General features: G+C 63.7%; 21 protein-coding genes and 1 other RNA gene. 10 read left to right on the top strand and 12 right to left on the bottom strand.

The window, feature by feature from the left end; all coding sequences use genetic code 11:
* Window positions 1-472 precede the first annotated feature (472 nt).
* Window positions 473-1,498 carry an aspartate carbamoyltransferase gene (pyrB, locus tag MQW23_RS09360; protein ID WP_252107697.1) on the top strand — a complete coding sequence of 342 codons (1,026 nt, stop codon included), beginning with the start codon at window positions 473-475 and terminating at the stop codon, window positions 1,496-1,498.
* 39 nt (window positions 1,499-1,537) lie between these two features.
* Here the strand turns inward: pyrB and ruvX are convergent, their stop codons facing one another.
* The 4 genes from ruvX to MQW23_RS09380 form a co-directional block, all read right to left on the bottom strand.
* Complete coding sequence (gene ruvX, locus MQW23_RS09365) at window positions 1,538-1,993, bottom strand: Holliday junction resolvase RuvX (protein ID WP_252107699.1); 456 nt, start codon at window positions 1,991-1,993, stop codon at window positions 1,538-1,540.
* Window positions 1,993-2,550, bottom strand: coding sequence for a YqgE/AlgH family protein (locus MQW23_RS09370; RefSeq protein WP_252107702.1), 558 nt, complete (start codon window positions 2,548-2,550; stop codon window positions 1,993-1,995). The genes ruvX and MQW23_RS09370 overlap by 1 nt, the downstream gene beginning before the upstream one ends.
* 70 nt (window positions 2,551-2,620) lie before the next feature.
* Window positions 2,621-3,580 (bottom strand): glutathione synthase, encoded by a 960-nt coding sequence (gene gshB, locus MQW23_RS09375; protein WP_252107704.1) that lies wholly within the window; start codon window positions 3,578-3,580, stop codon window positions 2,621-2,623.
* A gap of 65 nt (window positions 3,581-3,645) precedes the next feature.
* On the bottom strand, window positions 3,646-4,338 hold the full coding sequence (locus MQW23_RS09380; RefSeq protein WP_252107706.1) for a CvfB family protein: 693 nt from the start codon (window positions 4,336-4,338) through the stop codon (window positions 3,646-3,648).
* Window positions 4,339-4,523: 185 nt separating this feature from the next.
* On the opposite strand from MQW23_RS09380, the gene MQW23_RS09385 reads away from it, so the two are divergent.
* Both MQW23_RS09385 and MQW23_RS09390 read left to right on the top strand, forming a co-directional pair.
* A complete protein-coding gene (locus tag MQW23_RS09385; RefSeq protein ID WP_252107708.1) occupies window positions 4,524-6,152 on the top strand; it encodes a sodium:solute symporter family protein in 1,629 nt (542 codons plus the stop codon).
* A complete protein-coding gene (locus MQW23_RS09390; protein ID WP_252107710.1) occupies window positions 6,145-6,678 on the top strand; it encodes a hypothetical protein in 534 nt (177 codons plus the stop codon). The genes MQW23_RS09385 and MQW23_RS09390 overlap by 8 nt, the downstream gene beginning before the upstream one ends.
* Window positions 6,679-6,713: 35 nt before the next feature.
* On the opposite strand, the gene MQW23_RS09395 is transcribed toward MQW23_RS09390, so the two are convergent.
* From MQW23_RS09395 to MQW23_RS09405, 3 genes are all read right to left on the bottom strand, one after another.
* Window positions 6,714-7,466 carry a 16S rRNA (uracil(1498)-N(3))-methyltransferase gene (locus MQW23_RS09395; protein WP_252107712.1) on the bottom strand — a complete coding sequence of 251 codons (753 nt, stop codon included), beginning with the start codon at window positions 7,464-7,466 and terminating at the stop codon, window positions 6,714-6,716.
* Between the two features lie 19 nt (window positions 7,467-7,485).
* A complete protein-coding gene (gene secB / locus MQW23_RS09400; protein WP_252107714.1) occupies window positions 7,486-8,001 on the bottom strand; it encodes a protein-export chaperone SecB in 516 nt (171 codons plus the stop codon).
* 66 nt (window positions 8,002-8,067) lie between these two features.
* Window positions 8,068-8,487, bottom strand: coding sequence for a rhodanese-like domain-containing protein (locus tag MQW23_RS09405; RefSeq protein WP_252107722.1), 420 nt, complete (start codon window positions 8,485-8,487; stop codon window positions 8,068-8,070).
* A gap of 266 nt (window positions 8,488-8,753) precedes the next feature.
* On the opposite strand from MQW23_RS09405, the gene gpmI reads away from it, so the two are divergent.
* From gpmI to MQW23_RS09420, 3 genes are all read left to right on the top strand, one after another.
* Window positions 8,754-10,319 carry a 2,3-bisphosphoglycerate-independent phosphoglycerate mutase gene (gene gpmI, locus MQW23_RS09410; protein ID WP_252107725.1) on the top strand — a complete coding sequence of 522 codons (1,566 nt, stop codon included), beginning with the start codon at window positions 8,754-8,756 and terminating at the stop codon, window positions 10,317-10,319.
* Window positions 10,316-11,476 (top strand): murein hydrolase activator EnvC family protein, encoded by a 1,161-nt coding sequence (locus MQW23_RS09415; protein WP_252107727.1) that lies wholly within the window; start codon window positions 10,316-10,318, stop codon window positions 11,474-11,476. Before gpmI ends, MQW23_RS09415 begins: the two co-directional genes overlap by 4 nt.
* Before the next feature lie 77 nt (window positions 11,477-11,553).
* Entirely contained in the window at window positions 11,554-12,852 is a 1,299-nt protein-coding gene (locus MQW23_RS09420; protein ID WP_252107729.1) for a S41 family peptidase, read from the top strand.
* A 9-nt stretch (window positions 12,853-12,861) separates the two neighbouring features.
* On the opposite strand, the gene MQW23_RS09425 is transcribed toward MQW23_RS09420, so the two are convergent.
* The 4 genes from MQW23_RS09425 to MQW23_RS09440 form a co-directional block, all read right to left on the bottom strand.
* A complete protein-coding gene (locus MQW23_RS09425; RefSeq protein ID WP_252107731.1) occupies window positions 12,862-14,118 on the bottom strand; it encodes a UbiH/UbiF/VisC/COQ6 family ubiquinone biosynthesis hydroxylase in 1,257 nt (418 codons plus the stop codon).
* A 47-nt stretch (window positions 14,119-14,165) separates the two neighbouring features.
* Window positions 14,166-15,395, bottom strand: coding sequence for a 2-octaprenyl-6-methoxyphenyl hydroxylase (ubiH, locus tag MQW23_RS09430; RefSeq protein WP_252107733.1), 1,230 nt, complete (start codon window positions 15,393-15,395; stop codon window positions 14,166-14,168).
* Window positions 15,396-15,466: 71 nt separating this feature from the next.
* The gene (gene pepP / locus MQW23_RS09435; RefSeq protein ID WP_252107735.1) at window positions 15,467-16,807 is read right to left on the bottom strand and encodes a Xaa-Pro aminopeptidase; all 1,341 of its coding nucleotides are present in this window, start codon (window positions 16,805-16,807) and stop codon (window positions 15,467-15,469) included.
* Window positions 16,808-16,835: 28 nt separating this feature from the next.
* Window positions 16,836-17,414, bottom strand: coding sequence for a UPF0149 family protein (locus tag MQW23_RS09440; protein WP_252107737.1), 579 nt, complete (start codon window positions 17,412-17,414; stop codon window positions 16,836-16,838).
* Window positions 17,415-17,601: 187 nt separating this feature from the next.
* Between MQW23_RS09440 and MQW23_RS09445 the strand changes: the two genes are divergently transcribed.
* From MQW23_RS09445 to MQW23_RS09455, 3 genes are all read left to right on the top strand, one after another.
* Entirely contained in the window at window positions 17,602-17,910 is a 309-nt protein-coding gene (locus tag MQW23_RS09445; protein WP_252107739.1) for a cell division protein ZapA, read from the top strand.
* Window positions 17,911-17,971: 61 nt separating this feature from the next.
* Window positions 17,972-18,155, top strand: a non-coding RNA gene (gene ssrS / locus MQW23_RS09450) — 6S RNA.
* 1 nt (window position 18,156) lies between these two features.
* Window positions 18,157-18,783, top strand: a complete 627-nt coding sequence (locus MQW23_RS09455; RefSeq protein WP_252107741.1) for a 5-formyltetrahydrofolate cyclo-ligase — start codon at window positions 18,157-18,159, stop codon at window positions 18,781-18,783.
* A 412-nt stretch (window positions 18,784-19,195) separates the two neighbouring features.
* Here the strand turns inward: MQW23_RS09455 and ilvA are convergent, their stop codons facing one another.
* Complete coding sequence (gene ilvA, locus MQW23_RS09460) at window positions 19,196-20,710, bottom strand: threonine ammonia-lyase, biosynthetic (RefSeq protein ID WP_252107743.1); 1,515 nt, start codon at window positions 20,708-20,710, stop codon at window positions 19,196-19,198.
* 155 nt (window positions 20,711-20,865) lie between these two features.
* On the opposite strand from ilvA, the gene rpiA reads away from it, so the two are divergent.
* Window positions 20,866-21,537, top strand: a complete 672-nt coding sequence (gene rpiA, locus MQW23_RS09465; protein WP_252107744.1) for a ribose-5-phosphate isomerase RpiA — start codon at window positions 20,866-20,868, stop codon at window positions 21,535-21,537.
* The last annotated feature ends 20 nt before the right edge of the window (window positions 21,538-21,557 follow it).

The raw sequence follows: 21,557 nt of genomic DNA on the forward strand, positions 1-21,557 counted from the left end.
AAACGAATTTACCGTGATACCTCGAAAGGTATCGCTGTGTTCGTCTGCCTTGATATAAGGTGACTTGTCACCCTCATCGGCAAACGCCCACATGAATTGCCTGATCAAATTGTTAAAGAGCGGTTTCGCTTCGACTTGAACACTGACTCGATGACCTGAGCCGGTTGCCGTTGCGAGGAAGGCGTATTCTACGCATTTCCTGATGTTTGTCAACCGCTGATTTCAGCGCGTGAAGCAAGCGATTAAAACTGCGCTAACTTCCTGACAAACCGAAGGTTTTCACCTTCATTCACCGCCTGAAACGCTGTGCGTCCCCGGCAGCGGATGCGTACTTTACGGATTTGGCCGGGCGAGTGCAAGCGGTTTTGTAAAAATCTTTCACGGCTAACCGTCTGGCTTTTTCAAAGCATTTCGGCCATGCCCCGGTTAACGGTTAAACTAGCGCTCTCGCCCACCATCTCCGAGGTCCTTGATGAGCCCCCACCTGCTATCCGTCGATTCATTGAACCGCGAAAGCGTCGATCATTTGCTGCGCGTGGCCGCGCAGATGGAGCCGATCGCCAGCCGCCAACAGGTCACCCGTGTGTTGGAAGGCGCGGTACTGGGCAATCTGTTTTTCGAAGCCAGTACCCGTACGCGCGTGAGTTTCAACGCCGCGTTCTGCCGGTTGGGCGGGAGCGTGTGCGACACCACCGGCTTTACCTTCTCCTCCATGGCGAAGGGCGAGTCGCTTTACGATACTAGCCGCGTCATGAGCGGCTACTGCGATGCGATCGTGATGCGCCACCCGGAGCAGGGGTCGGTTGCCGAGTTCGCCGAGGCGACCAACGTGCCGGTAATCAACGGCGGCGACGGCCCGGGCGAGCACCCAAGCCAGGCGCTACTGGATCTTTATACCATCGATAAGGAGTTTCAGCGCCTTGGTAAGCGCCTCGAAGGTGCCCACATTCTACTCACCGGCGACCTGAAATACGGACGCACCGTGCATTCGCTGATCAAGCTGCTCTCGCTTTATGACCCGCTGCGTATCACGCTGGTATCACCGCCGGGGCTCGAGATGCCGGCGCACCTTGTAGACCTGGTAACTTCGCGCGGCCACCGGGTCGAGATGCGCGAGCACCTGGGCACGGACTTCAGCGATCTGGACGTGGTGTACACCACGCGCATTCAAAAGGAGCGCTTCACCGAAGAGATGAACGAGAGCTTCAAGGGCGTCTCGGACGACTTCGTCGTCAACAAGGGCTTTCTTGATCGCCACTGCACAAGCTCCACGATCGTCATGCACCCGCTGCCCCGCGACAGCCGCCCTGGCGTGAACGATCTCAACGTGGATTTGAACGGCGACCCCAGGCTTGCGATCTTCCGCCAGACCGATAATGGCATTCCGATGCGCATGGCGATTTTTGCCACGCTGCTGAAAGTCGACGGTTTGATCGCCGAGGATTTGCGTCCGGTCCGCTGGTTCGTCCCCCACCAGACCGGCACGCTGGATCGCTAGGCGTCAGAAAAAGAAAGGATAAAAAAAGAGGCGTAGACGTTAGAGCGAGAGACGCCCGCCGGGGAGCCCTTCCCGGTGGGCAAACCAGCCTTCCAGGATAAGCACGGCGGCGATGCCGTCGACGCTCTCTTCGCGGTAGTTGCCACGGTGGCCGGCGTCGCGGGCGATGCTTTTGGCCTCTTTGGTAGAGCCGCGCTCATCGACCATTTCCACCGGCTTGCCAAAGCGCCCGTGAAGACGGTTGCCGAACTTGCGCGCGCGCCGGCTCATCTCCGACTCGCTGTCGTCCATGTTGAGCGGCAGCCCCACCACCAGCAGATCCGGCTGCCACTCTTTTAACAGCGCCTCGACGCGCTGCCAGTCGGGAATGCCGTCGCGGGCGGTCAGCGGCTCGAGCTCGCGGGCGCTTTTCAAAAGCTCGTTGCCGACCGCCACGCCGATACGCCGCGTGCCGTAATCGAAGGCGAGCACCAGCCGCTGACCGGGCGCCGCCACTAGGCGTGCCCTGCGTCGCGGGTCATGAGGTTCAAATCCACGCCGAGAATGCCCGCCGCGCTCGCCAACCGCTCGGCGGGGGGCGTGGCGAAAATCACGCGCTCATCGCCTTCAACGGTCAGCCAGCTGTTCTCCTTGAGCTCGTCCTCGAGCTGGCCAACTTCCCAGCCGGCGCAGCCCAGGCAGACTAGAAACTGCTCCGGCCCATCGCCGTCGGCGAGCGCCTTGAGGATATCCATCGAGGTGGTGAGCGCGACGTTGTCATCGACCTGAACGCTGGAGTCCCACTCCTGGCTGTCGCCGACATGAAGAATGAAGCCACGATCCTTGTGCGTCGGGCCACCGTAGTAAACCGGCGCGTTGCGGTGCGGGCTTTCCTCACCGCCGAGCGAGAGCTGCTCGAACAGCGTGTCGAGGGTGATCTCGAGGGTGTGGTTGATGATCACGCCCATGCAGCCGTTGTGATCGTGATCGCACAGATAGATCAGACTGCCGGCGAAATTGGCGTCGTCGAGGTGCGGCATTGCCATTAAAAAGTGGTGCTTTAAGCTTTGCATGCGTCTCCTACGGCGCGCCGAACGTCAGCGCGCCTCGCTTGATAGGCAGTAAATAGCGCGGGTGAAGCTTTTAGGCGCCAAGGCGGCGCTCGACGGCGTCCAGCAAGAGCCCGGCAATGTTGGTGCCGCGCTGATCGTCGATTTCGCGCACGCAGGTGGGGCTCGTGACGTTGATTTCGGTAATGTAGTCGCCGATCACGTCGAGCCCCACGAACATCAGCCCCTTCTCCTTGATGACCGGTTTGACCTGATCGATCAGCCAGTGATCCCGCTCAGTGAGCTCGCGGGTCACGCCGCGCCCGCCGGCGGCCAGGTTGCCGCGAGTCTCCCCGGCGGAGGGAATTCGCGCCAAACCAAACGGCACCGGCTCACCGTCGACCAGCAGAATGCGCGTGTCGCCATCCTTGATTTCGGGCAGATAGCGCTGGGCCATGATCTGGCGCTGCCCGCGCAGAGTGAGCTGCTCGATCACCGCGCCGATGTTGCGCCCGCCAGGTTCGATATGAAAGATGCCGGTACCGCCCATGCCGTCGAGCGGCTTGAAGATGACGTCGCCGTGCTCGGCGTGAAAGGCGCGCAGTACGTCATCGCGGCTGGCGACGATCGTGGGCGCGCAGCACTGGGGAAACTGCTGGGCGAAGAGCTTTTCGTTGCACTGCAAAAGCGCCTGGGTCGGATTGACGATCAGCACGCCTTCACGCTCGGCAAAGCCCAGCAGGTGCACCGCGTTGATGAACTCGGCGTCGACCGGCGGATCCTTGCGCATCAGCACCGCGTCCAGGCTTGCCAGCGGGCGCGACTCGACCTCGCCCAGATCGAACCAGTGCGCCGGGTCGCGGTGAACGGTCAGCGCGCGCATGCGGGCGTGGGCTTTGCCTGCCTCCAGGAAAAGGTCGCCCTGCTCCATGTAGTACAGGGTATAGCCGCGCTCCTGGGCGGCCCACAGCATGGCCAGCGTCGTGTCCTTTTTATAGGCAATGGCGCTGATGGGGTCCATTACGACGCCAAGCTGCAGATTCGGTTGACTCATCGGGGCACTATCCCTTCATAAACGGTAGAGAAGCAGTATGACGCACCGCTAAGGCGGCGCAAACCTCACTGGGTGAGCGCGCCGGGCACCAGACGGATCGCATCCGGGGCGAGAGTGATCAACTGCTGCTTATAAAGCCGGCCGATCGCCTGCTTGTAGGCGCTCTTGCTCACCCCGAGCCGCGCCTTGATGGCGTGGGCATTGCTCTTGTCGCCCAGCGGCAGATAGCCGCCGCTCTCTCTGAGCGCGGCGAGGATCGTCTCGCCCACCACGTCCAGGCGCGCCGCGCCCGGTGGCAGCAGCGAAATATTGACCCGGCCATCGTCCCGGCGCTGCTTGACGTAGCCGGTCACCGACTGACCGCGACGCAGCGGTTTGGTGATGTCGTCCTGGTAGATCAGCCCCCAGTAACGATGGTTGACCACGACCTTGAGGCCCAAGTCGGTGCGGTCGGCGACGATAATGGCGACTTCCTCGCCGTTTTCAAGGTTTGATGCGTCGTCGCTCAAAAAACGATCGAGGCGCTGAGAAGCGACCGGACGGCCACGGTCATCCTCATAGAGCATGACCAGCACGCGCTTGCCGGGGTCGGGGCGAAAGCGCTGCTCCCCGTAGGGCAACAGTACGTCCTTGGGCAGGCCCCAGCGCAAAAACGCGCCGGTGTCGTTGACGGTCACCACTGTCAAATAGGCCACTTCCCCGATACGGGCAATTGCATCGCTTGCAGGCCCGGGGGTGGGGCGCGCGTCGTCAGCCATGAGCACTTCCTCGATAATTGAGCCTTCATTATGAGCCCTGGGCCTGTCGGGGGCAAAGCGGGCGGCCCCGCGCCTGCGTTAAATGCGTTTAGGCCGAGCTGCTATGCTCAATGGGTCAATAAAAAACGGGCCAGTCAAAAAAACAGGCCAGTAAAAACGGATCATTAAAAAAAGGGGGCGGCGGCATGGAAGGATTCACGCTGTTGGATACGGGGGTGCTGATCGGCTATATCGCGCTCATCGCCTGGATCGGTTCGCGCTTTGGTAAAAACCAGCACAGCCCGGAAGACTACTTTCTGGGCGGGCGCAGCATTCCCGGCTGGGCGATCGGGCTTTCGGTGATGGCCACCCAGGCCAGCGCCATTACCTTCATCGGCGCGCCGGGCTGGGGGTTCGAGGGCGGCCTCGAGCGGCTAGTGACCTTTCTCAACGTCCCGCTTGCGATGATCGTGCTGATTCTAGTGCTGGTGCCGGTGTTTCATCGGGCGGGCATCTACAGCATTTACGAGCTTCTCGAGCGCCGCTTCGGCCCCAACACGCGCACGCTGACCGCACTGCTATTTTTGATCGCTCGCGGCCTTGCCACCGGCGTGGTGCTCTACGCCCCGGCGCTGGTGCTGGCGGTGGTCACCGGCTGGAGCGTAAACCTGACCATCGTCATCATGGCGGTGCTAGCGATCAGCTACACCGTGCTTGGCGGCATCAGCGCGGTGATCTGGACCGACGTCACCCAGATGTTCGTACTCTGGCTCGGGGCGCTATTGAGCGTCATCTTTTTGGTCACGAGCCTGCCCGGCGGCTGGAGCGATGTGTTCGCGTTTGGCGCCGAAAGCGGCCTGTTCAACGCCATCGATCTGTCGCTCAATCCGAATGTGACCTACTCGCTGTGGGCCGGGCTCTTCGGCGGCTTCTTTCTTCACGTGGCGTACTTCGGCACCGATCAAAGCCAGATCCAGCGCGTGCTGTCGAGCCCCTCGGTGCCGGACGCCCAGCGCTCCCTGTTGATCGGCGGCTATCTGCTGATTCCCCAGATGCTGCTGTTTCTATTCGTAGGCATCATTTTAGCTACCTACTACCAGCAAAACGGCCTGAGTGCGCCGGAGAACCTCAACGAATTGCTGCCCCGCTACGTGGTCGAGACGTTTCCCTCCGGCATGGCGGGGCTGGTGATCGCCGGCGTATTCGCCGCGGCGATGTCGAGTCTGGACTCGGCGCTCAACTCGCTCTCTGCGGTCTCGATACGCGACTTTTACAGCCGCTATATCAAACGAGATGCCAGCGACGCTCATTATCTCAAGGCCTCGCGCTGGGCGACGGTTTTCTGGGGCGGCTACGCCACGCTGTTCGCGTTCTTTGCCGGCAATCTGGGGCCGGTGATCGAGGCGGTCAACCAGGTGGGATCCTGGTTCTACGGGGCGCTGTTAGGCACCTTTTTGCTGGCAATCTTTAGCCACCGCAGCAACGCCCGCGGGGCGATGGCGGGGCTGTGTACCGGTATGCTCGCGGTGTGGGCAACCACTGCCTTTCTGGATATCTCCTGGCTTTATAACAACACCGTGGGCGTGGTGGTTTCGGTCGGCGTGGGGTATCTGGTGAGCCTGAGCGCACCGGCGCCCAGCGCCGAAGCGCTGGCTGACGTGATCATCGACGAGTCCGCCCCGGATATGCAGGCCATTCTCACCGCCCGCGCCGGCAGCGCCCCGGAGGTTGGTCATGAGGCGCGCCTGACCCGGCGGCGCTGCTTAGGGCTGTTGGTCTGGTTCGTTTTGATGCTAATGATGCTCGCGCTGCTCCAGGGCTGGGCCAATGCCTGAGGCCATCACGCTCGCCCGGCATATCGATGCCCAGAGCGCGCGCGAGCGGCTAGCGCGCCTCGGTGGGGCGAACTTCGAACCCGCCTGGGTATCGCTTTGGGCGTTTGGCCTGGGCGCTCTGCACTCCGAGTACGCCGCGTGGCTGCTGGCAAGCCAAGCGCTCACCCGCCCGCTACTGCTTCCCCACGCGGCGCTGACAGAGCGGGCCGAAAAGCCCTCGGACGAACTTACGCTCGATGGCGGTGAAGTACCTTCCCGCGCGCCGCTATCCCGTCAGTGGTTTTGGGAGCGCATGGCAAACCCTAAACGCTGGCCGCTGACGCTAAATGAGTCGCCGCCGACCCCGCTCTGGCTGCCTTGCTGGCTTGGCTATACCGCCCACCGCCAGCGCCGGCTCGTGGTGCTGAGCGGACTCTCGGGCCAAGCGCTACCCCAGCTCAAGCCGCTGGTACTGAGCGAGCTCAAACGACGGGCACACGAAGGGCGGCGTCAATCGAAAAGGTTTCTGGAGGAGAGCGGCGGTTAGCCTGGATGGGAAGCGCTTGCCAAGTGAGTAAGCGCTTACAAATCGCCGAAATGGTGCTGTAGAAGCGTCAGCGCCACAACCGGCGCGGTTTCGGTGCGCAGTGTGCGCGGGCCCAGCGTCAGCGGCGTAAAGCCGTGAGACTTGGCGGCGGCGATATCCTGCTCGGTCAGCCCACCTTCCGGGCCGATCAGAAGCGCTGCACTCGCCGGGCGCTCGGCTAGATCGAAGCGGTTACCGGTGGCCAAGTGCAGCATCAACTTTAGCGGCTCATCGCGCGTGGCAAGCCAAGCATCAAGCGCCATGGGTGGATGCACCACCGGCACCGTCGCCCGCCCGCTCTGCTCGCAGGCGCTTTCGGCGACCGCCTGCCAGTGGGCGTGCTTTTTGGCTTCGCGCTCGTCTTTCAAGCGCACATCACCCCGCTCGGTATAGAGCGGGGTGATGGCGGCCACGCCAAGCTCCACGGCTTTCTGGATGGCGTAGTCCATCCGATCGCCCTTGGAGATCGCTTGGCCCAGGTGGACCGAAAGCGGCGACTCGCCTTCGCCGGACCACACGCGCTCGACCAGCACGACGCTACGCTTGCGCCCAGCCTCGACCAGGCGCACGCCGGCCTCCTGGCCCTGACCGTCGAACAGCACCAGCGGCGCGCCCTCCCCCATGCGCAGCACGCGAGTGACGTGACGCGCCGGGCCTTCCGGCAGCTCCACCCGAGCGCCGACGCTGAGCGCGGCGGCAACGTACAGGCGGGGCATTTTACCGTTGAGGGCGTACCAGTCGGCTTTCATGGCTTATTGGGCGTCCGGCTTAGTGAGTGTTTTCGGCCGCGCCCTGAGCCTGCTGCGCTTCGCGCTTTTTGCGCTGGGCGTACATGGCTTCGAAATTGACCGGCGCCAGCATCAGCGGCGGGAAGCCGCCCCGGTTGACCAAGTTGTCGACGCACTCGCGGGCGTAGGGGAACAAAAGATTCGGACAGAACGCGCCGAGGGTCTGTTCCAGCTGCGCCCCTTCGATGCCGGAGATACGGAAAAGACCTGCCTGCTCCACTTCGGCCAAAAAGGAGGTGGTGCCGGACTCGCTGTCGTTGACCTGGGCGGTCACCTTCACCACGACCTCGTACTGGTCGTCGTCGATTTTGGTGCTAGTGGTGTTCAAATCCAGATTGACCTTGGGCTTGAACGACTGCTTGAACACCGACGGCGAGTTCGGCGCCTCAAAGGAGATGTCCTTGACATAGATGCGCTGCAGCGAGAATTTCAGCTGCGGCTTTTCACCATCCGCTGCACCGGCGCCTTGCTGAGGGGCGTTGTTCTCTTCCGCCATGGGAGTACTCCTGGTCATTGTTACGTTGGATAAATTACTGCGTTGGATAAAGCGGCGCCGCGGCGCTTACTTTTTCACCACCGGCAGGCTGTCCGCCTGCCACTGCGCCATGCCGCCCTTGAGCTTGTGGGCATTGAACCCCGCCTTGGCGAGCTTGGCCTGCACCGCGCCCGCGCTCTGACCATGCTTGCACACCACGATGATGGGCTTGTCTTTCACTTTCTCAAGCTCGTTCATGCGGCTGTCCAGATTGGACTGCGGGATGTTGCGCGCGCCGGCGATGTGACCGGCCTTGAACTCCTTGCTCTCGCGCACGTCCACTATCACCGCGTCTTCCCGGTTGATGAGCTGCGTCGCCTCAGAGGAGCTCACCGCGTGGGTGGACGCGCTGCGGGTTTCATAAACGAGCCATGCCAGCAGCACCAGCAAAAATGCGCCCACCAGCAAAGGGTGGTTCATTACGAATTCGAACAGTTGATCGATCATCGCGAACACAATCTCTTGGTATATGCAAAAAAAGCGGCCAGGCCACCGTCAAACGCGACAAGTATACACGTCACGGGCGCCGACGCGCAGGCCATGACGCCTAACGACTGGCTGCGTTATGATGCCCCAAGCGTACGCTGGTCGCGACCCCGACCAAAAGGGGGTATTCGAAAAGGAAACGACCCGCGCACTTTTCGAACGCCTGGCTTAACGGGCACGCTTTAAAACGACCACTTTGAACGACCATCCGATACGACGAGGCTTCAATGGCAACACAGACCCCGCGCCCGGTAGCGCTGATCATTCTGGACGGTTACGGCCATAACCCGGACGCCGCGCACAACGCCGTCGCCGCCGCCAATACGCCGGTCATGGATGCGCTCTGGGCCCAGCGCCCCCACGCTTTCGTACACACCGATGGCGAGCACGTGGGCCTGCCCGACGGGCAGATGGGCAACTCCGAAGTCGGCCACATGAATCTGGGCGCCGGGCGCGTGGTGTATCAGGATTTCACCCGCATCACCAAGGCGATCAAGGAGGGCGAGCTTGCGCGCATCGAGGCGCTCACCGCGCCCATCGACGAGGCAGTTTCCAAAGGGCGCGCGGTGCATCTGCTGGGGCTTTTATCGCCCGGCGGCGTGCACAGCCACGAGGATCACTTTTTAGCGCTGGCCGAGCTTGCCGCGAGCCGCGGCGCCACGCGCATCTACGTGCACGCCTTCCTCGACGGCCGCGACACCGCGCCGAAAAGCGCGCTTGCATCGATCGAGCGCGCCAACGCCAGGCTGTCTGATCTGGTCGGTGCGGACAACGGCTTCGTCGCCTCAATCATCGGGCGCTTCTACGCCATGGACCGCGACAACCGCTGGGAGCGCGTCGAGAAGGCCTACCGCCTGCTCACCCAGGGCGAAGCCGAGCACACCGCCGAAAGCGCCGAGGCGCTTTTGGAAGCCGCCTACGCCCGCGGCGAAACCGACGAATTCGTTGAAGCCGGCCAGGTACGCAAGCAAGGTTCCGGGGTGGCGATCGAAGACGGCGACGCGGCGCTTTTTTTGAACTTTCGCTCCGACCGTGCCCGCGAGCTGACCCGCGCCTTCACCGACGGCGCCTTCGACGGCTTTACCCGCGAGCACCGCCCCCAACTGGCCGGCCAGGGCCTGGTGATGATGACCCGCTACGCCGCAGATATCGACGCCCCCGCCGCCTTTCCGCCGACGGATCTGACCGACACGCTGGGTGAAGTGGTCGCCAAGCGCGGGCTTTCGCAGCTGCGCATCGCCGAAACCGAGAAGTACCCCCACGTCACGTTCTTCTTCTCCGGCGGTTTCGAGGCCGAATACGAAGGCGAAGAGCGTATCCTCGTGCCCTCGCCGCGGGATGTGAAAACCTACGACGAAAAGCCGGAGATGAGCGCCTTCGAGATCACCGACAAGCTGGTCGAAGCGATCGACGGCGGCACCTTCGATTTGATCGTATGCAACTACGCCAACGGCGACATGGTCGGCCACACCGGCGACTTCGACGCCGCGGTGAAAGCGATCGAAACCGTGGACACCTGCGTTGGCCGCGTGGTCGAGGCGATCGAGCGGGCTGGCGGGGCCTGCCTGGTCACCGCCGATCACGGCAACGCCGAGCAGATGATCCACCCGCAGACCGGCGCGCCGCAGACCGCCCATACCACCTTCGTGGTGCCATTGATCTACGTTGGCGAGCGCCCAGCGCGCCTCGCCGAAGGCCGGCTGTGCGACCTGGCACCCACGCTTCTGACCCTGATGGATCAGAGCGTGCCCGAGGCGATGACCGGCACGCCCCTGCTCACCTTCGACGAATGAAGCCACGGCTCGCCAAGCGGGCGGCGCGCCGCGGCGCCCTGCTGAGCGCGCTCTTCGCGCTGGGCCTTGCCAGCGCCGCGCTGGCCCAGGACGAGCGCGCCGCCCGCGAGCAGCTCGACGCCCTGGGCCAGGAGATCGAGTCGCTCAATACCCGGCTCTCAAATACCGGGCAGGCGCGCGACAGCGCCGAGCGCGAGCTTCAAGCGGTGGAAACCGAACTGGCCCAGACCCACCAGCGCCTCGATCGCCTGCAGGCCGAGCGGCGCACGCTCGACGACGAAACCCAAACGCTTCGCCGCCACCGCGACCGGCTCACAAGCGAGCGCAGCGCCCAGGTCAACGCGCTGGCGCAGCAGTTCGCCGCGCTTTACCGCTTGGGGCCAACCCCGCAGTTGAAGCTTCTGCTCAACCAAAGCGACCCGGCGGAGCTCGACCGCATGCAGGCGTACCTGAACCGCCTGACCCGAGCGCGCGAGGCAAAGCTCGTGGAGCTTGCGCGCCTCGACACCGCCCTGGCCGACACTGAAACCGAGCTCGACCAGCGCCAGACCCAGCTGGCGGCGCTTTCCGAGGAGCTCGAGACGCAAAGTGCCGCGCTTGCCGAAACCAGCGCCGAGCGCCAGAGCGTGGTGGCCACGCTCGACAATCGCTACGAAAGCGAGGCCGACCGGCTGGCGGATCTCAACCAGACCCGAGAGGAAGCCGAAGCGCAGCTTAGCCGCATCCAGGCGGAAATGGCGCGGCTGGCCGAGGCCACGCCGACCACCCACATTGGCCGCACCCAGGGCGACTTGCCCTGGCCGGTTCAGGGCCCGATCAGCGCGGGCTTTCGCGGCCAGGACGGTGTGCACTATAACGGCATCGTCATCGAGGCCGGCGCCAACACGCCGGTCACCGCGGTGCACGAAGGCCGGGTGGTGTTCGCTGACTGGATGCGCGGCTTTGGCAATTTGTTGATCATCGACCACGGCGACCAGGTGATGACGCTTTACGCGCACCTGCAGCAGTTCAGCGCCCGAGCGGGCCAGGCCGTCGGCGCCGGCGAGGAGATCGGCCGCGTCGGAAATAGTGGCGGCCAGCGCCGCGCCGCGCTTTACTTCGAAGTAAGAAACCGTGGCGAGCCGATTAATCCCGAGCGTTGGATTGCGCGCCGCTGACGGGATAAGCTGGCACGACACGATACGACACTTCACTACACGCGCTACCCCGGCGCCTTCTGCCTTGCGGAGTCTGCATGACGCTAACTGTGAACGAAGTACTGGCCCCCGCCAGGCGGCTGATAGCGCCCCTGCTTTCGCTTTCGCTGCTCGGCGCGCCGCTGCCACTCTGGGCGCAGCAGGCTGACGCCGCGCCGGAAGCGCTGCCCCTCGAGGAGATCCAGACCTTCGCCGAGGTGTTCGAGCGCATCAAGCGCGGCTACGTCGAAGAGGTAGACGACGCGACGCTGTTGCGCAACGCCATGCGCGGGCTTTTGAGCGAGCTCGACCCACACTCCGCCTATCTGGACGTCAACGAGTTTCAGAGCCTGCGCGAATCGACCGAGGGCGAGTTTGGCGGCATCGGCATTGAGGTAGGTAACGAGGATGGCCAGCTGATGGTCATTACCCCGATCGATGACACGCCCGCCTCCCAGGCCGGGCTGCTCGCCCGCGATTTGATCATTGCCATCGACGGCACGCCGACGGAAAGCCTGTCGCTACAGGAAGCGGTGACGCTGATGCGCGGCGAGCCCGGAAGCGAGCTTACGCTGAGCATTCTGCGCGCCGGCGAGAACAGCCCGCGCGACATCACCTTGGCCCGCGAAGTGATTCGCAGCGAAAGCGTCAAGCACGAGCTGTTGGAGCCCGGCTACGGCTACCTGCGTATCAGCCAGTTCCAGTCGCGCACCCCGGAGCAGGCGTCTGATGCGCTTTCCCGCATGAGCCGCGAGCAGCCGCTCCAGGGCCTGGTACTCGATCTGCGCAACAACCCAGGTGGGGTGCTGCAGTCCGCAGTGGGCGTAGCGGATCTGTTTCTCGACAGCGGGCTGATCGTCTACACCGAAGGGCGCCTGGCCAACACCGAGATGTCGTTCTCTGCCAACCCGGCCACGCCTGCCCGCGACACGCCGCTGGTGGTATTGATCAACGGCGGCAGCGCCTCCGCCGCCGAAATCGTCGCCGGCGCCCTGCAGGATCAGCGCCGCGGTATCATCATGGGCACCGAAAGTTTCGGCAAGGGCTCGGTGCAGCAGATCATGCCGCTGGGTAACGGCGAAGGCTTGAAGCTCACCACCGCGCTCTACTACACCCCCAACGGCCGCTCGATCCAGGCCCAGGGCATCGAGCCAGACGTGGAGGTCGTGCGCGGGCGGCTGGAAGTCGCCGAAGGGCGCCGCGAAATTCGCGAAATCGACCTGGACGGCCACCTGAACAATCAGGACGGCGGCACTTCCGATCGCGGCGAGTTCTCCGAGCGGCTGCGCGACGACTACCAGCTCAGCGAAGCGCTGAATCTGTTGAAAGCGCTCAACGTGGTCGACCGGCGCCGCTAGCCTGCCGGGTTAGCGGCACGAGCGCGGCAGGCGACCGCGCTCGCCGGTGGCCTGGCGCATGATCAGTCGTTTGAGCGGGACCGCCTGGCTCATCGCGCTCATGCCGAGATTGCGCGCCAGCGTCAGCGCCGGCAGGCGGCTGCCAAAAAGCTGCTTGAACCCCTTCATCAAGGCGAGCATGGCGGTGTTGTCGAAACGCCGCCGGCGCTCGAAACGCGCAAGCGTTACACGCTCGCCCCAGGGGGCGCCGCGCCGCCAGGCGTGCACCACTTCCTCGGCCAGCACCGCCGCATCCATCAGCCCCAGATTCACGCCTTGGCCCGCCAGCGGGTGAAGCGTGTGCGCGGCGTCGCCCACCAGCGCGAAGTGATCCAGTACGTAGCGCTTGGCGTGGCGCTGGATGAGCGCAAAGCGATAGGCGTCGTCCAGCACCTCGATACGCCCAAGCGCCGGGCCAAAGGTCTCCTGTAGCGCTTGTCCCAATGCCTCGCGAGACAATCCCTGAAGCGTCTGCGCGTGCTCCGGGGTGGTCGACCAGACGATCGAGCAGTAGCGCGCATCGTCGCCGTCAGTCAGCGGCAAAAAGGCCAGCGGCCGACCATCGACAAAGACCTGCCGGGCGGTACCACCGTGGGGCTTTTCGCAGCGCACGGTGGTTACCACCGCGTCCTGCTCCATGGACTCTTCTGCCACCTCGATACCGGCAAGCGCGCGAAGCGCCGAGCGGGCGCCGTCGGCGGCAATTACGAGCGGCGTATTGAGCTCGCGCCCATCCTTGAGCACCAGGCTGCGCCCCCTGGCCGTCGTTTGCAGCGCGGCGACCTCGGCACCAAAAAAGAGGCTCAGCGTCGGCAGCGTCAGCACATGGCGATTGAGCGCGGCCAGCGTCACGCCATTTTCGACGATGTGCCCCAGCACTGGCGTACCCGCCTCATCGGCTGAAAAGTGGATGCTGCCGCTGCCCTCGCCGTCCCACACGTGCATATAGCGATACGGTGTTACCCGCGTGGCCGCCATATCAGGCCAGGCGCCGAGGTGTTTCAACAGCCGCTGGGACACCGGCGTCAGCGCGCTCACCCTGGGGGCGAGCGTGAGGGTGTCGAGGGTGCTCAAATCGAGCGGCGCGGTTTGGGCCTCTACCAGCGCGGTGCGCATACCCGCGCCGGCCAAAAGCCCCGCCAGCGCCGTGCCCACCATGCCAGCGCCGACGATGACCGCGTCAAATTGCTCGAAGGTACTGCTGGGTGACGCCTGTTGGGTCTGCATACCGCTTCCTGTCGTGAATCGTGAATCGTGAATGACGAGTATGAGCGCTAGCGCTCCAGGCCCATGGCGCGGCGCGCCAGCCCGCGGCGCAACGGCCCGAACAGGTTGAGGCCGATGAGCCCGGCGGCGCGGGCGTGAGGCAGCAGCGGAAACGAGGCGCCGAACAGCCGCACCAGGCTGTCGCTAAAGCGAATCACGTTGGCCCGATCCTTAGCCCGGCGGTGCTCGAAAGCGAGCAGCGTCTGCATGTCGCCAAAGCGCCGGCCCTGCTCGCGACCCTCTTCCAGTGCCTCGACCAGGTCCATCACCGAGCGCAGCGCCAGGTTGAAGCCCTGGCCTGCCACCGGGTGCAGCGCGTGGGCAGCGTTACCGAGTACCGCAAGCCCCGGGCGCACCGACTCGCGAGCGGTCACCAGCGAGAGCGGATAGCTAAAGCGTTTACCGACTCTGGTGAAACGCCCGACCCGGTCGCCGAAGGCGCGCTGGAGTTGATCCAGAAACGCGCCGTCGCTGAGCGAAAGCCTCGAGCCCTCCTCGCCGCTTTGGTGGGTCCAGATCAGCTCCATCGCCTGGTGGGGCAGCGGCAGCAGCGCAATCGGGCCTTCATCAGTGAAGCGCTCGAAGGCCACCCCCTTGTGCGGCTGGCTGATGCCGACGTGGGTAATCACCGCGGTCTGCTCGTAGGAGCGGCGCTCGCTTTGAATACCCAGCTGCTCCTTGAGCCCGGAGCGGCCGCCGTCGGCCAGCACGGTCAGGCTGGCCTCGAGCGTATCACCGGTCGAGAGTTCAAGGCGATGCCCCCCGTCGACCGCGGTCATGGTGTCGACCGTGGCCGGGCAGTACCAGTCGATGGCAAGCTCATTAAGGCGCTGATGCAGCACCTGCCCCATCCAGGCGTTGGGAATCACGTAGCCAAGCGCCTCGACCCCCACCTCGGCGGCAGAAAGACGGGTGGCGCCCAAGCGCCCGCGCTCGCTGATATGAATGCGCGAAATCGGCGAGGCTTCACGCTGCATCGCCGGCCAGACGTCGAGCTCGCGAAAGCGATGGGCGGAGCCGGCGGCAATGGCGCTGGCGCGCGCGTCGAAACTCGGCTGCCAGGTGAGCTCATCGGCGTTCGGCAGCGCCGCGGCCTCCACGATCGCTACCCGCAAGGCGAAGCGTTCGATCAGCGGCGCCAGCGCGCAGCCAAGGCTCGCCCCCACCAGCCCGCCACCTACGATTACGATATCGTAAGAAGCCGTTTTTAAAGCATTTTCCGGCACATCCGCGAGCATCAAAAGCCTCCGTGATTAAATGTAATTTCGTAATCCTTTACATAACGATATTTTTAGCATGTTCAAACTGGTTACTTTTTAGCCATTAACGCTTCGATTTCGTCAATCCGCTTGGGAACATCACTGGTCAATATTTCACCGCCCGTTTCACTAACGACCACGTTGTCCTCGATACGAATACCGATGCCGCGGTAGGCGGCGGGCAGATCGTCGTCATTGGGAATATAGAGGCCGGGCTCGACGGTCACGACCATGCCGGGTGAAAGCGCGCGCGGCGTCTGCTCGTCGAGCCGGTAGGTACCGACGTCGTGAACGTCGAGGCCCAGCCAGTGGGACGTGGAGTGCAAATAGAAGCGCCGGTAGCTTTCATCGTCGATGCGCGCCTGCGCCTCGCCTTCCAGCAGCCCAAGCTCGATCAGCCCGCGGGTTAGATCCTCGACTACGCCTGCATGGATATCGGCAAGCGTCGCGCCGGGCGCCACGGCGGCGACGGCGCGCTCCTGAGCGCCGAGCACCACCTCGTAAAGCGCCCGCTGAGCGTCGCTGAAACGGCCGCTGACCGGGAAGGTGCGGGTAATATCGCCGGCGTAGAGATCGAACTCGGCGCCGGCGTCGATCAGTACCAGCGCGTTCTCCTCGAGTACGTCGCCGTTTTCAATATAGTGCAGCACGCAGGCGTTCGCGCCGCCGCCCACGATGGTGCTGTAGGCCGGGCCGCTGCCGCCGTGCCAGAGAAATTCGTGCTCGAGTTCGGCCTGGAGCTGGTACTCGAAGAGCCCGGGGGCGCAGGTGCGCATCGCGCGACAGTGCGCACGAGCGGAAATGCGACAGGCGTGGCGCAAAAGCGCAAGCTCCGCCGGGCTTTTGATCAGCCGCATGTCGTGGATCAGCTCGCGGCTGTCGAGCCAGCCCTTGAGCATCGGCTTGCCGCGGCGCTGGCCTCGCTGGGCCTGAGCAAGCGCCTCTTCGGCAATGGCCTGGGCTTCGGGGTGATCCAGCGGCGCGTAGAGCAGGGTGCGGCTCTCGAGCATTGTCGGCAGGTAGTCGTCGCGCTCGGCGTTTTCAAACGCCTGGTCGATACCGTGCTCGGCCATGACGCCCTCGGCGCCCAGCCGCCGGCCGGTCCAAGCCTCCATCGTCGGGTCGCGGTCCTGACAAAACACGACGCTTTGACCCGCCACACGGCCGGGTAGTAGCAACAGCAGCGCATCGGGCTCGTTGATGCCGGTCAGATAATAGAAGTCGCTTTGCTGGCGAAACGGGTACTCGCTGTCGTTGGAGCGGGTGGTGAGCGAGGCGCCGGGCACGATGAGCGCCGCGCCGTCGGGCAGTTTCGCCATCAGCGCCTCACGGCGGGCGCGGTACTCTTCAAGGGTAATCGCGGCGGAGCGCGAAAGCGTATCGGGTAACATTGAAGCTCCTTAAAACGGCCGGGAAAACTCAGTGAACCGGGGCATCGGTCTGCTCGACCTGGGGCTTGCCCGGGTGCTGCTCGGTGTAGAGCAGCATCGCGGCCATGCGCGCGTGCTCGGAGAGCGCAAACAGGTCGTTCTCGTTTTCCGCGCTGTCGTCGATGTCAGTCTCGATCTGACCAAAGCTTGCAAGATCGTCGATGGCCTCTTTGAGCGGCTGCGACCAGCGCTTTTTCAGCGCCTCGTCGGCCACGTCATCGATGACCTCGTTAAAGCCCAGCGCCCACTCCTTGAGTGCTTGGGCCTGCTCGCCGAGCGAGAAGAGCTCGTCGGGCAGAAGCGGGGCGTAATTCAAGTCACTGGCGCTGAGCGCGTCCAGGGTTTGCCGGCGCCAGCCGAGCAGGCGCTCGGCGCTCTCCGGGTCTCTGGGCTGCTCGACGCCCAGGCTCATACAGACTTCCTCGAGCCAGGCCTCGGCGGTGACGTCGCGAAGGGCTAAAAGCGCGCAGAGCCGGCCGTCGAGAAAGGCGGGCGACTGCATGCTGCCGTGAAGAAGAAAGACGTCGGCCACGTCGGAAAAGTCCTGGCGCTGCTCGATGAGGGACATGAGGGCTCTCGCTTTGGGCGGTGAACGAAGGGTGTCGAAAAAGCGAAGGAGGTTGAGTAGGCGGCGCCCCGGCGGCAAAGCGCGTTGACCCCGCGCAAGCCGCTCTCTTATAGTGAACGCCGCCCCTCCTTTCTATACCGTGATGTTAACGCATTCGGGCCCTGACGTGCCCGTGCCGGAGTCTTCGATGAGTAACGCCAAGCGGCCAACCAAAGAAATTACCCTGCTGGGTCGCGGCTACATGATCGCCTGCGATACCGGCGAGCAGGCCAAGCTTGAACGCGCCGCTCGCTATCTGGACCGCGCCATGCAGGGCATTCACTCGCAAAGCAATGTGCTGGGCAACGAGCGCATCGCCATCATGGCGGCCTTGAACATCACCCACGAGCTTTTGGAGGCGCTCGACGAGCACCGCGCCGGCGAGGCGAGCCTGAACCGCCTGCACGACCGGCTGGAAAAAGCGCTGCAAAATGCCCGCCCCGTCGAAACCCCCTGACACCTTCGCGCAAACCGGGCCCAGGCCTATGGCATCGGCGCTTGCTCTGTTAAGATGAAGCGGTTCTCTGGAGTGTGCGCCAGTCGTTATAGTCCCTCGAGCCTATGCGCAGTACCCAGGGGGCCAAATGCTAGCCAGACCCGTGTGCATGTCCGTGCGTCGGAAAGCCTGACGGTTTGGCTGCGGCCACCCACTCTGAACCAGTAGGTTCAGGGCCAGAATGACAGCGGCACTCTGGGGAACACCATGTTTGATCCTTTCGATACCGAACACCTCGACAAGCGCGCCCTGCGCCGCGAGCTTCGCCGAAGGCGCCGTGCCTTGAGCGACGCCGAGCAGCAAACGGCGGCCACCTCGCTTTGTCAGCGCCTCAAGAAACTTCCCGAAATCCAGCGCGCCAGGCGCGTGAGCCTTTATCTGCCGGTCGGCGGCGAAATCGACCCAACCCCGCTACTTGGCTGGTTCCAAAAGCGTCGCGTGACGGTTTACCTGCCGGTGCTGCGCCCCTTGAGCCACAACGCGCTCTGGTTCGTGCGCTTTGACGATGACACCCCCATGGTCGAGAACCGCTTCGGCATTTCTGAGCCCTGCACACGCTTTGGCGCACGGCGCCAAAACCGGCTGCCCGCTTGGGCGCTGGATACGCTGATCGTGCCGCTGGTCGGCTTCGATGGCGAGGCCAACCGCATGGGCATGGGCGGCGGCTTTTACGACCGTACGCTCGCCTTCATGCGCCGCCCGGGCCCCAAGCCTGCACTGGTTGGCGTGGCCCACGCCTGCCAGCAGGTGAATAAGCTCGAGGTCGAGCCCTGGGATATCCCGTTGGATGCGGTGGTGAGCGACCAAAATATCGTTCGCCGCAGCGGTGGCTGAGTGCCTAATGAGCGCCACAAAAAAAGGGCCGATCGCGCGATCGGCCCTTTTTTATGTCGCGGTCAGCGCTAAGCGCGCCGCTTTGCAACGATCAACTTCCTGCCAGTGCCTGTGCGTATCCGGTGACCAGTACTCCCAACAAAAAGACGACCGTCAACGCCATTACTACGTCAGGCTTCTTACGCCGCATGCCTTGTCTCCAACGTTTTTATGATGACCGATGCCCTAAAGCCAGTCATCAACGCTTGTTTTCAAGGATGGCTGGCTTGACTAATTTTCAAAGCCGACTATAGGGCCAATGGCGGGCTGCTGACAATAGCCAGCGGCCCACTTTTTTAATCATCCGATGGCGACCAATGCACCACAATGGCGCGGCAGGTGTGAACCAGAGGGTTGGTAAACGCTAACTCACTCACGCCATGAAGAGCTTGTAGGCCGGATTGTCGCTCTCCTGCCAGTAGCGGTAGCCGATGGCGTCCAGATACTCGGCCACGTGGGTACGGTCGTCGGCGGGCACCTGCATGCCGACCAGCACGCGCCCGTAGGCGGCGCCGTGATTGCGGTAGTGGAACAGCGAGATGTTCCAGTCGTGGGGCAGCTGGGTGAGAAAATTCATTAAAGCCCCCGGGCGCTCGGGAAACTCAAAACGGTAGAGCTCCTCTTCGAAGCGCTCGCTGGGGCGTCCGCCGCTCAAATGGCGAATGTGCAGCTTGGCGAGTTCGTTGTCGGTCAGATCCTCCACCGGATAGCCGGCTTCCACCAGCCGGTCGATGACGGCACGGCGGTCCTCGCCGCCGGGTTTGACCTGCACGCCGACGAAGATGTGGGCCTCGTGATCATCGGCGTAGCGGTAACTGAACTCGGTGACCATGCGCCGGCCCAGCGCTCGGCAGAATTTCTTGAAGCTGCCGGGGGTCTCTTCGATGGTGACCGCCAGAATCGCTTCGCGCTGCTCGCCAAGCTCGGTGCGCTCGGCGATGTGCTGGAGCCGGTCGAAGTTGGTATTGGCCCCGGAGTTGATGCACAAAAGCGTCTGCCCTTCGACGCCGGTTTGCTGAACGTACTTTTTCAAGCCGGCCAGCGACAGCGCCCCGGAGGTTTCCGACACCGCCCGGGTATCTTCGAAGATATCCTTCACCGCCGCGCAGATCTCATCGGTATTGACCGTGATGACGTCGTCGATCAGCGTTTTGGCCAGATTAAAAGGCACCTCGCCGATCTGCGACACCGCTACGCCTTCGGCGAAGGTACCCACCTGGTCGAGCACCACGCGCTCGTTTGCCGCCAGCGCCGCCTTGAGGCAGGCGCTGTCTTCGGCCTCGACACCGATCACCTTGATATCCGGGCGCAGGTACTTAACGTAAGCCGCCACGCCCGCGATCAACCCGCCGCCGCCGACAGGCACAAAGATCGCGTCCAGCCGGCCGCTGTGCTGGCGCAAAATCTCCACGCCGATGGTGCCCTGACCCGCGACCACGTCGATGTCATCGAAGGGCGGAATGTAGGTGTAGCCGTGCTCGGCGATCAGCTCTTGGGCGTGGGCGGCGGCATCGGAAAAGGCGTCGCCCTTGAGTACCACGCGCGCCCCGCGCGAGCGCACGCCCTGCACCTTGATCTCCGGGGTGCTGCGCGGCATGACGATGGTCGCTTTGACACCCATCAGCTTCGCCGCCATGGCCAACCCTTGAGCGTGGTTGCCGGCGGAAGCGGCGATGACGCCTTTCGCCTTCTGCTCCTCGGAAAGCTGGGCCATCTTGTTGTAGGCGCCGCGAATCTTGAACGAGTAGACCGGCTGCAGATCCTCGCGCTTAATCAAAATCTGGTTGTGAAAGCGACGCGACAAAAAGGGAGCGGGTGAAATGGGCGTTTCGCAGGCCGCTTCGTAGACGCGGGCCTGGAGGATCTTTTTGACGGTAGCTTCGAGCATGCGGATATCCAAACGGTGAAAAGACCCAAGGGCCGAGAGAAAAGCCTTTATTGGTAGCAGATCGCGCCCGGGCGCGTCCAGCGTTATAGGCGCGCATCAACACATCGCGCCAGAAACGCTATACTGGCGCCGCCCACCACTGCCCGGAGCCCTTCATGACCCAGGACGAACTCAAAGCCGCCGTCGCCGATGCCGCCATCGACGAAATCACCCCGCACCTTGAACGCACGACCGTGCTGGGGATCGGTACCGGCTCGACGGCGAATCTTTTCATCGACCGATTGAAACCGCTGCGCGACCGCTTTCGCGGCGCTGTGGCAAGCTCAGACGCCTCGAAAGCGCGCCTCGAGGCGCTCGGTATCGAGGTGTTCGAGCTTAACGAAGTGGGATCGGTACCTTTCTATATCGACGGCGCCGACGAAGTGAACGCTCACTTTCACATGATCAAGGGCGGCGGCGCGGCGCTGACTCGCGAAAAGATCGTGGCCGCCTGCGCCGAGCGCTTCATCTGCATCGCCGACGGTTCCAAGCGCGTCGAGACGCTAGGGCACTTCCCGCTGCCCATCGAGGTCATTCCCATGGCGCGCTCTTACGTTGCCCGGGAACTAGTCAAGCTCGGCTTCGACCCGGTGTATCGCCAGGGCGTGGTGACCGACAACGGCAACCAAATCATCGACGGCTATGATCTAGCGATCGACGACCCGGTCGCGATGGAAACGCGCCTGAACGCCATCGTCGGCGTGGTCACTAACGGGCTATTCGCCGCCCGCGGCGCCGACGTGCTGCTGCTGGGCACCGACAAGGGCGTCGAGCGAAGCGAGCGCTAACTCACCGGGCGCTCGTCGCC

Origin of the sequence: Halomonas sp. S3-1-1, assembly GCF_023757625.1 — a bacterium.
Lineage (GTDB): Bacteria > Pseudomonadota > Gammaproteobacteria > Pseudomonadales > Halomonadaceae > Vreelandella.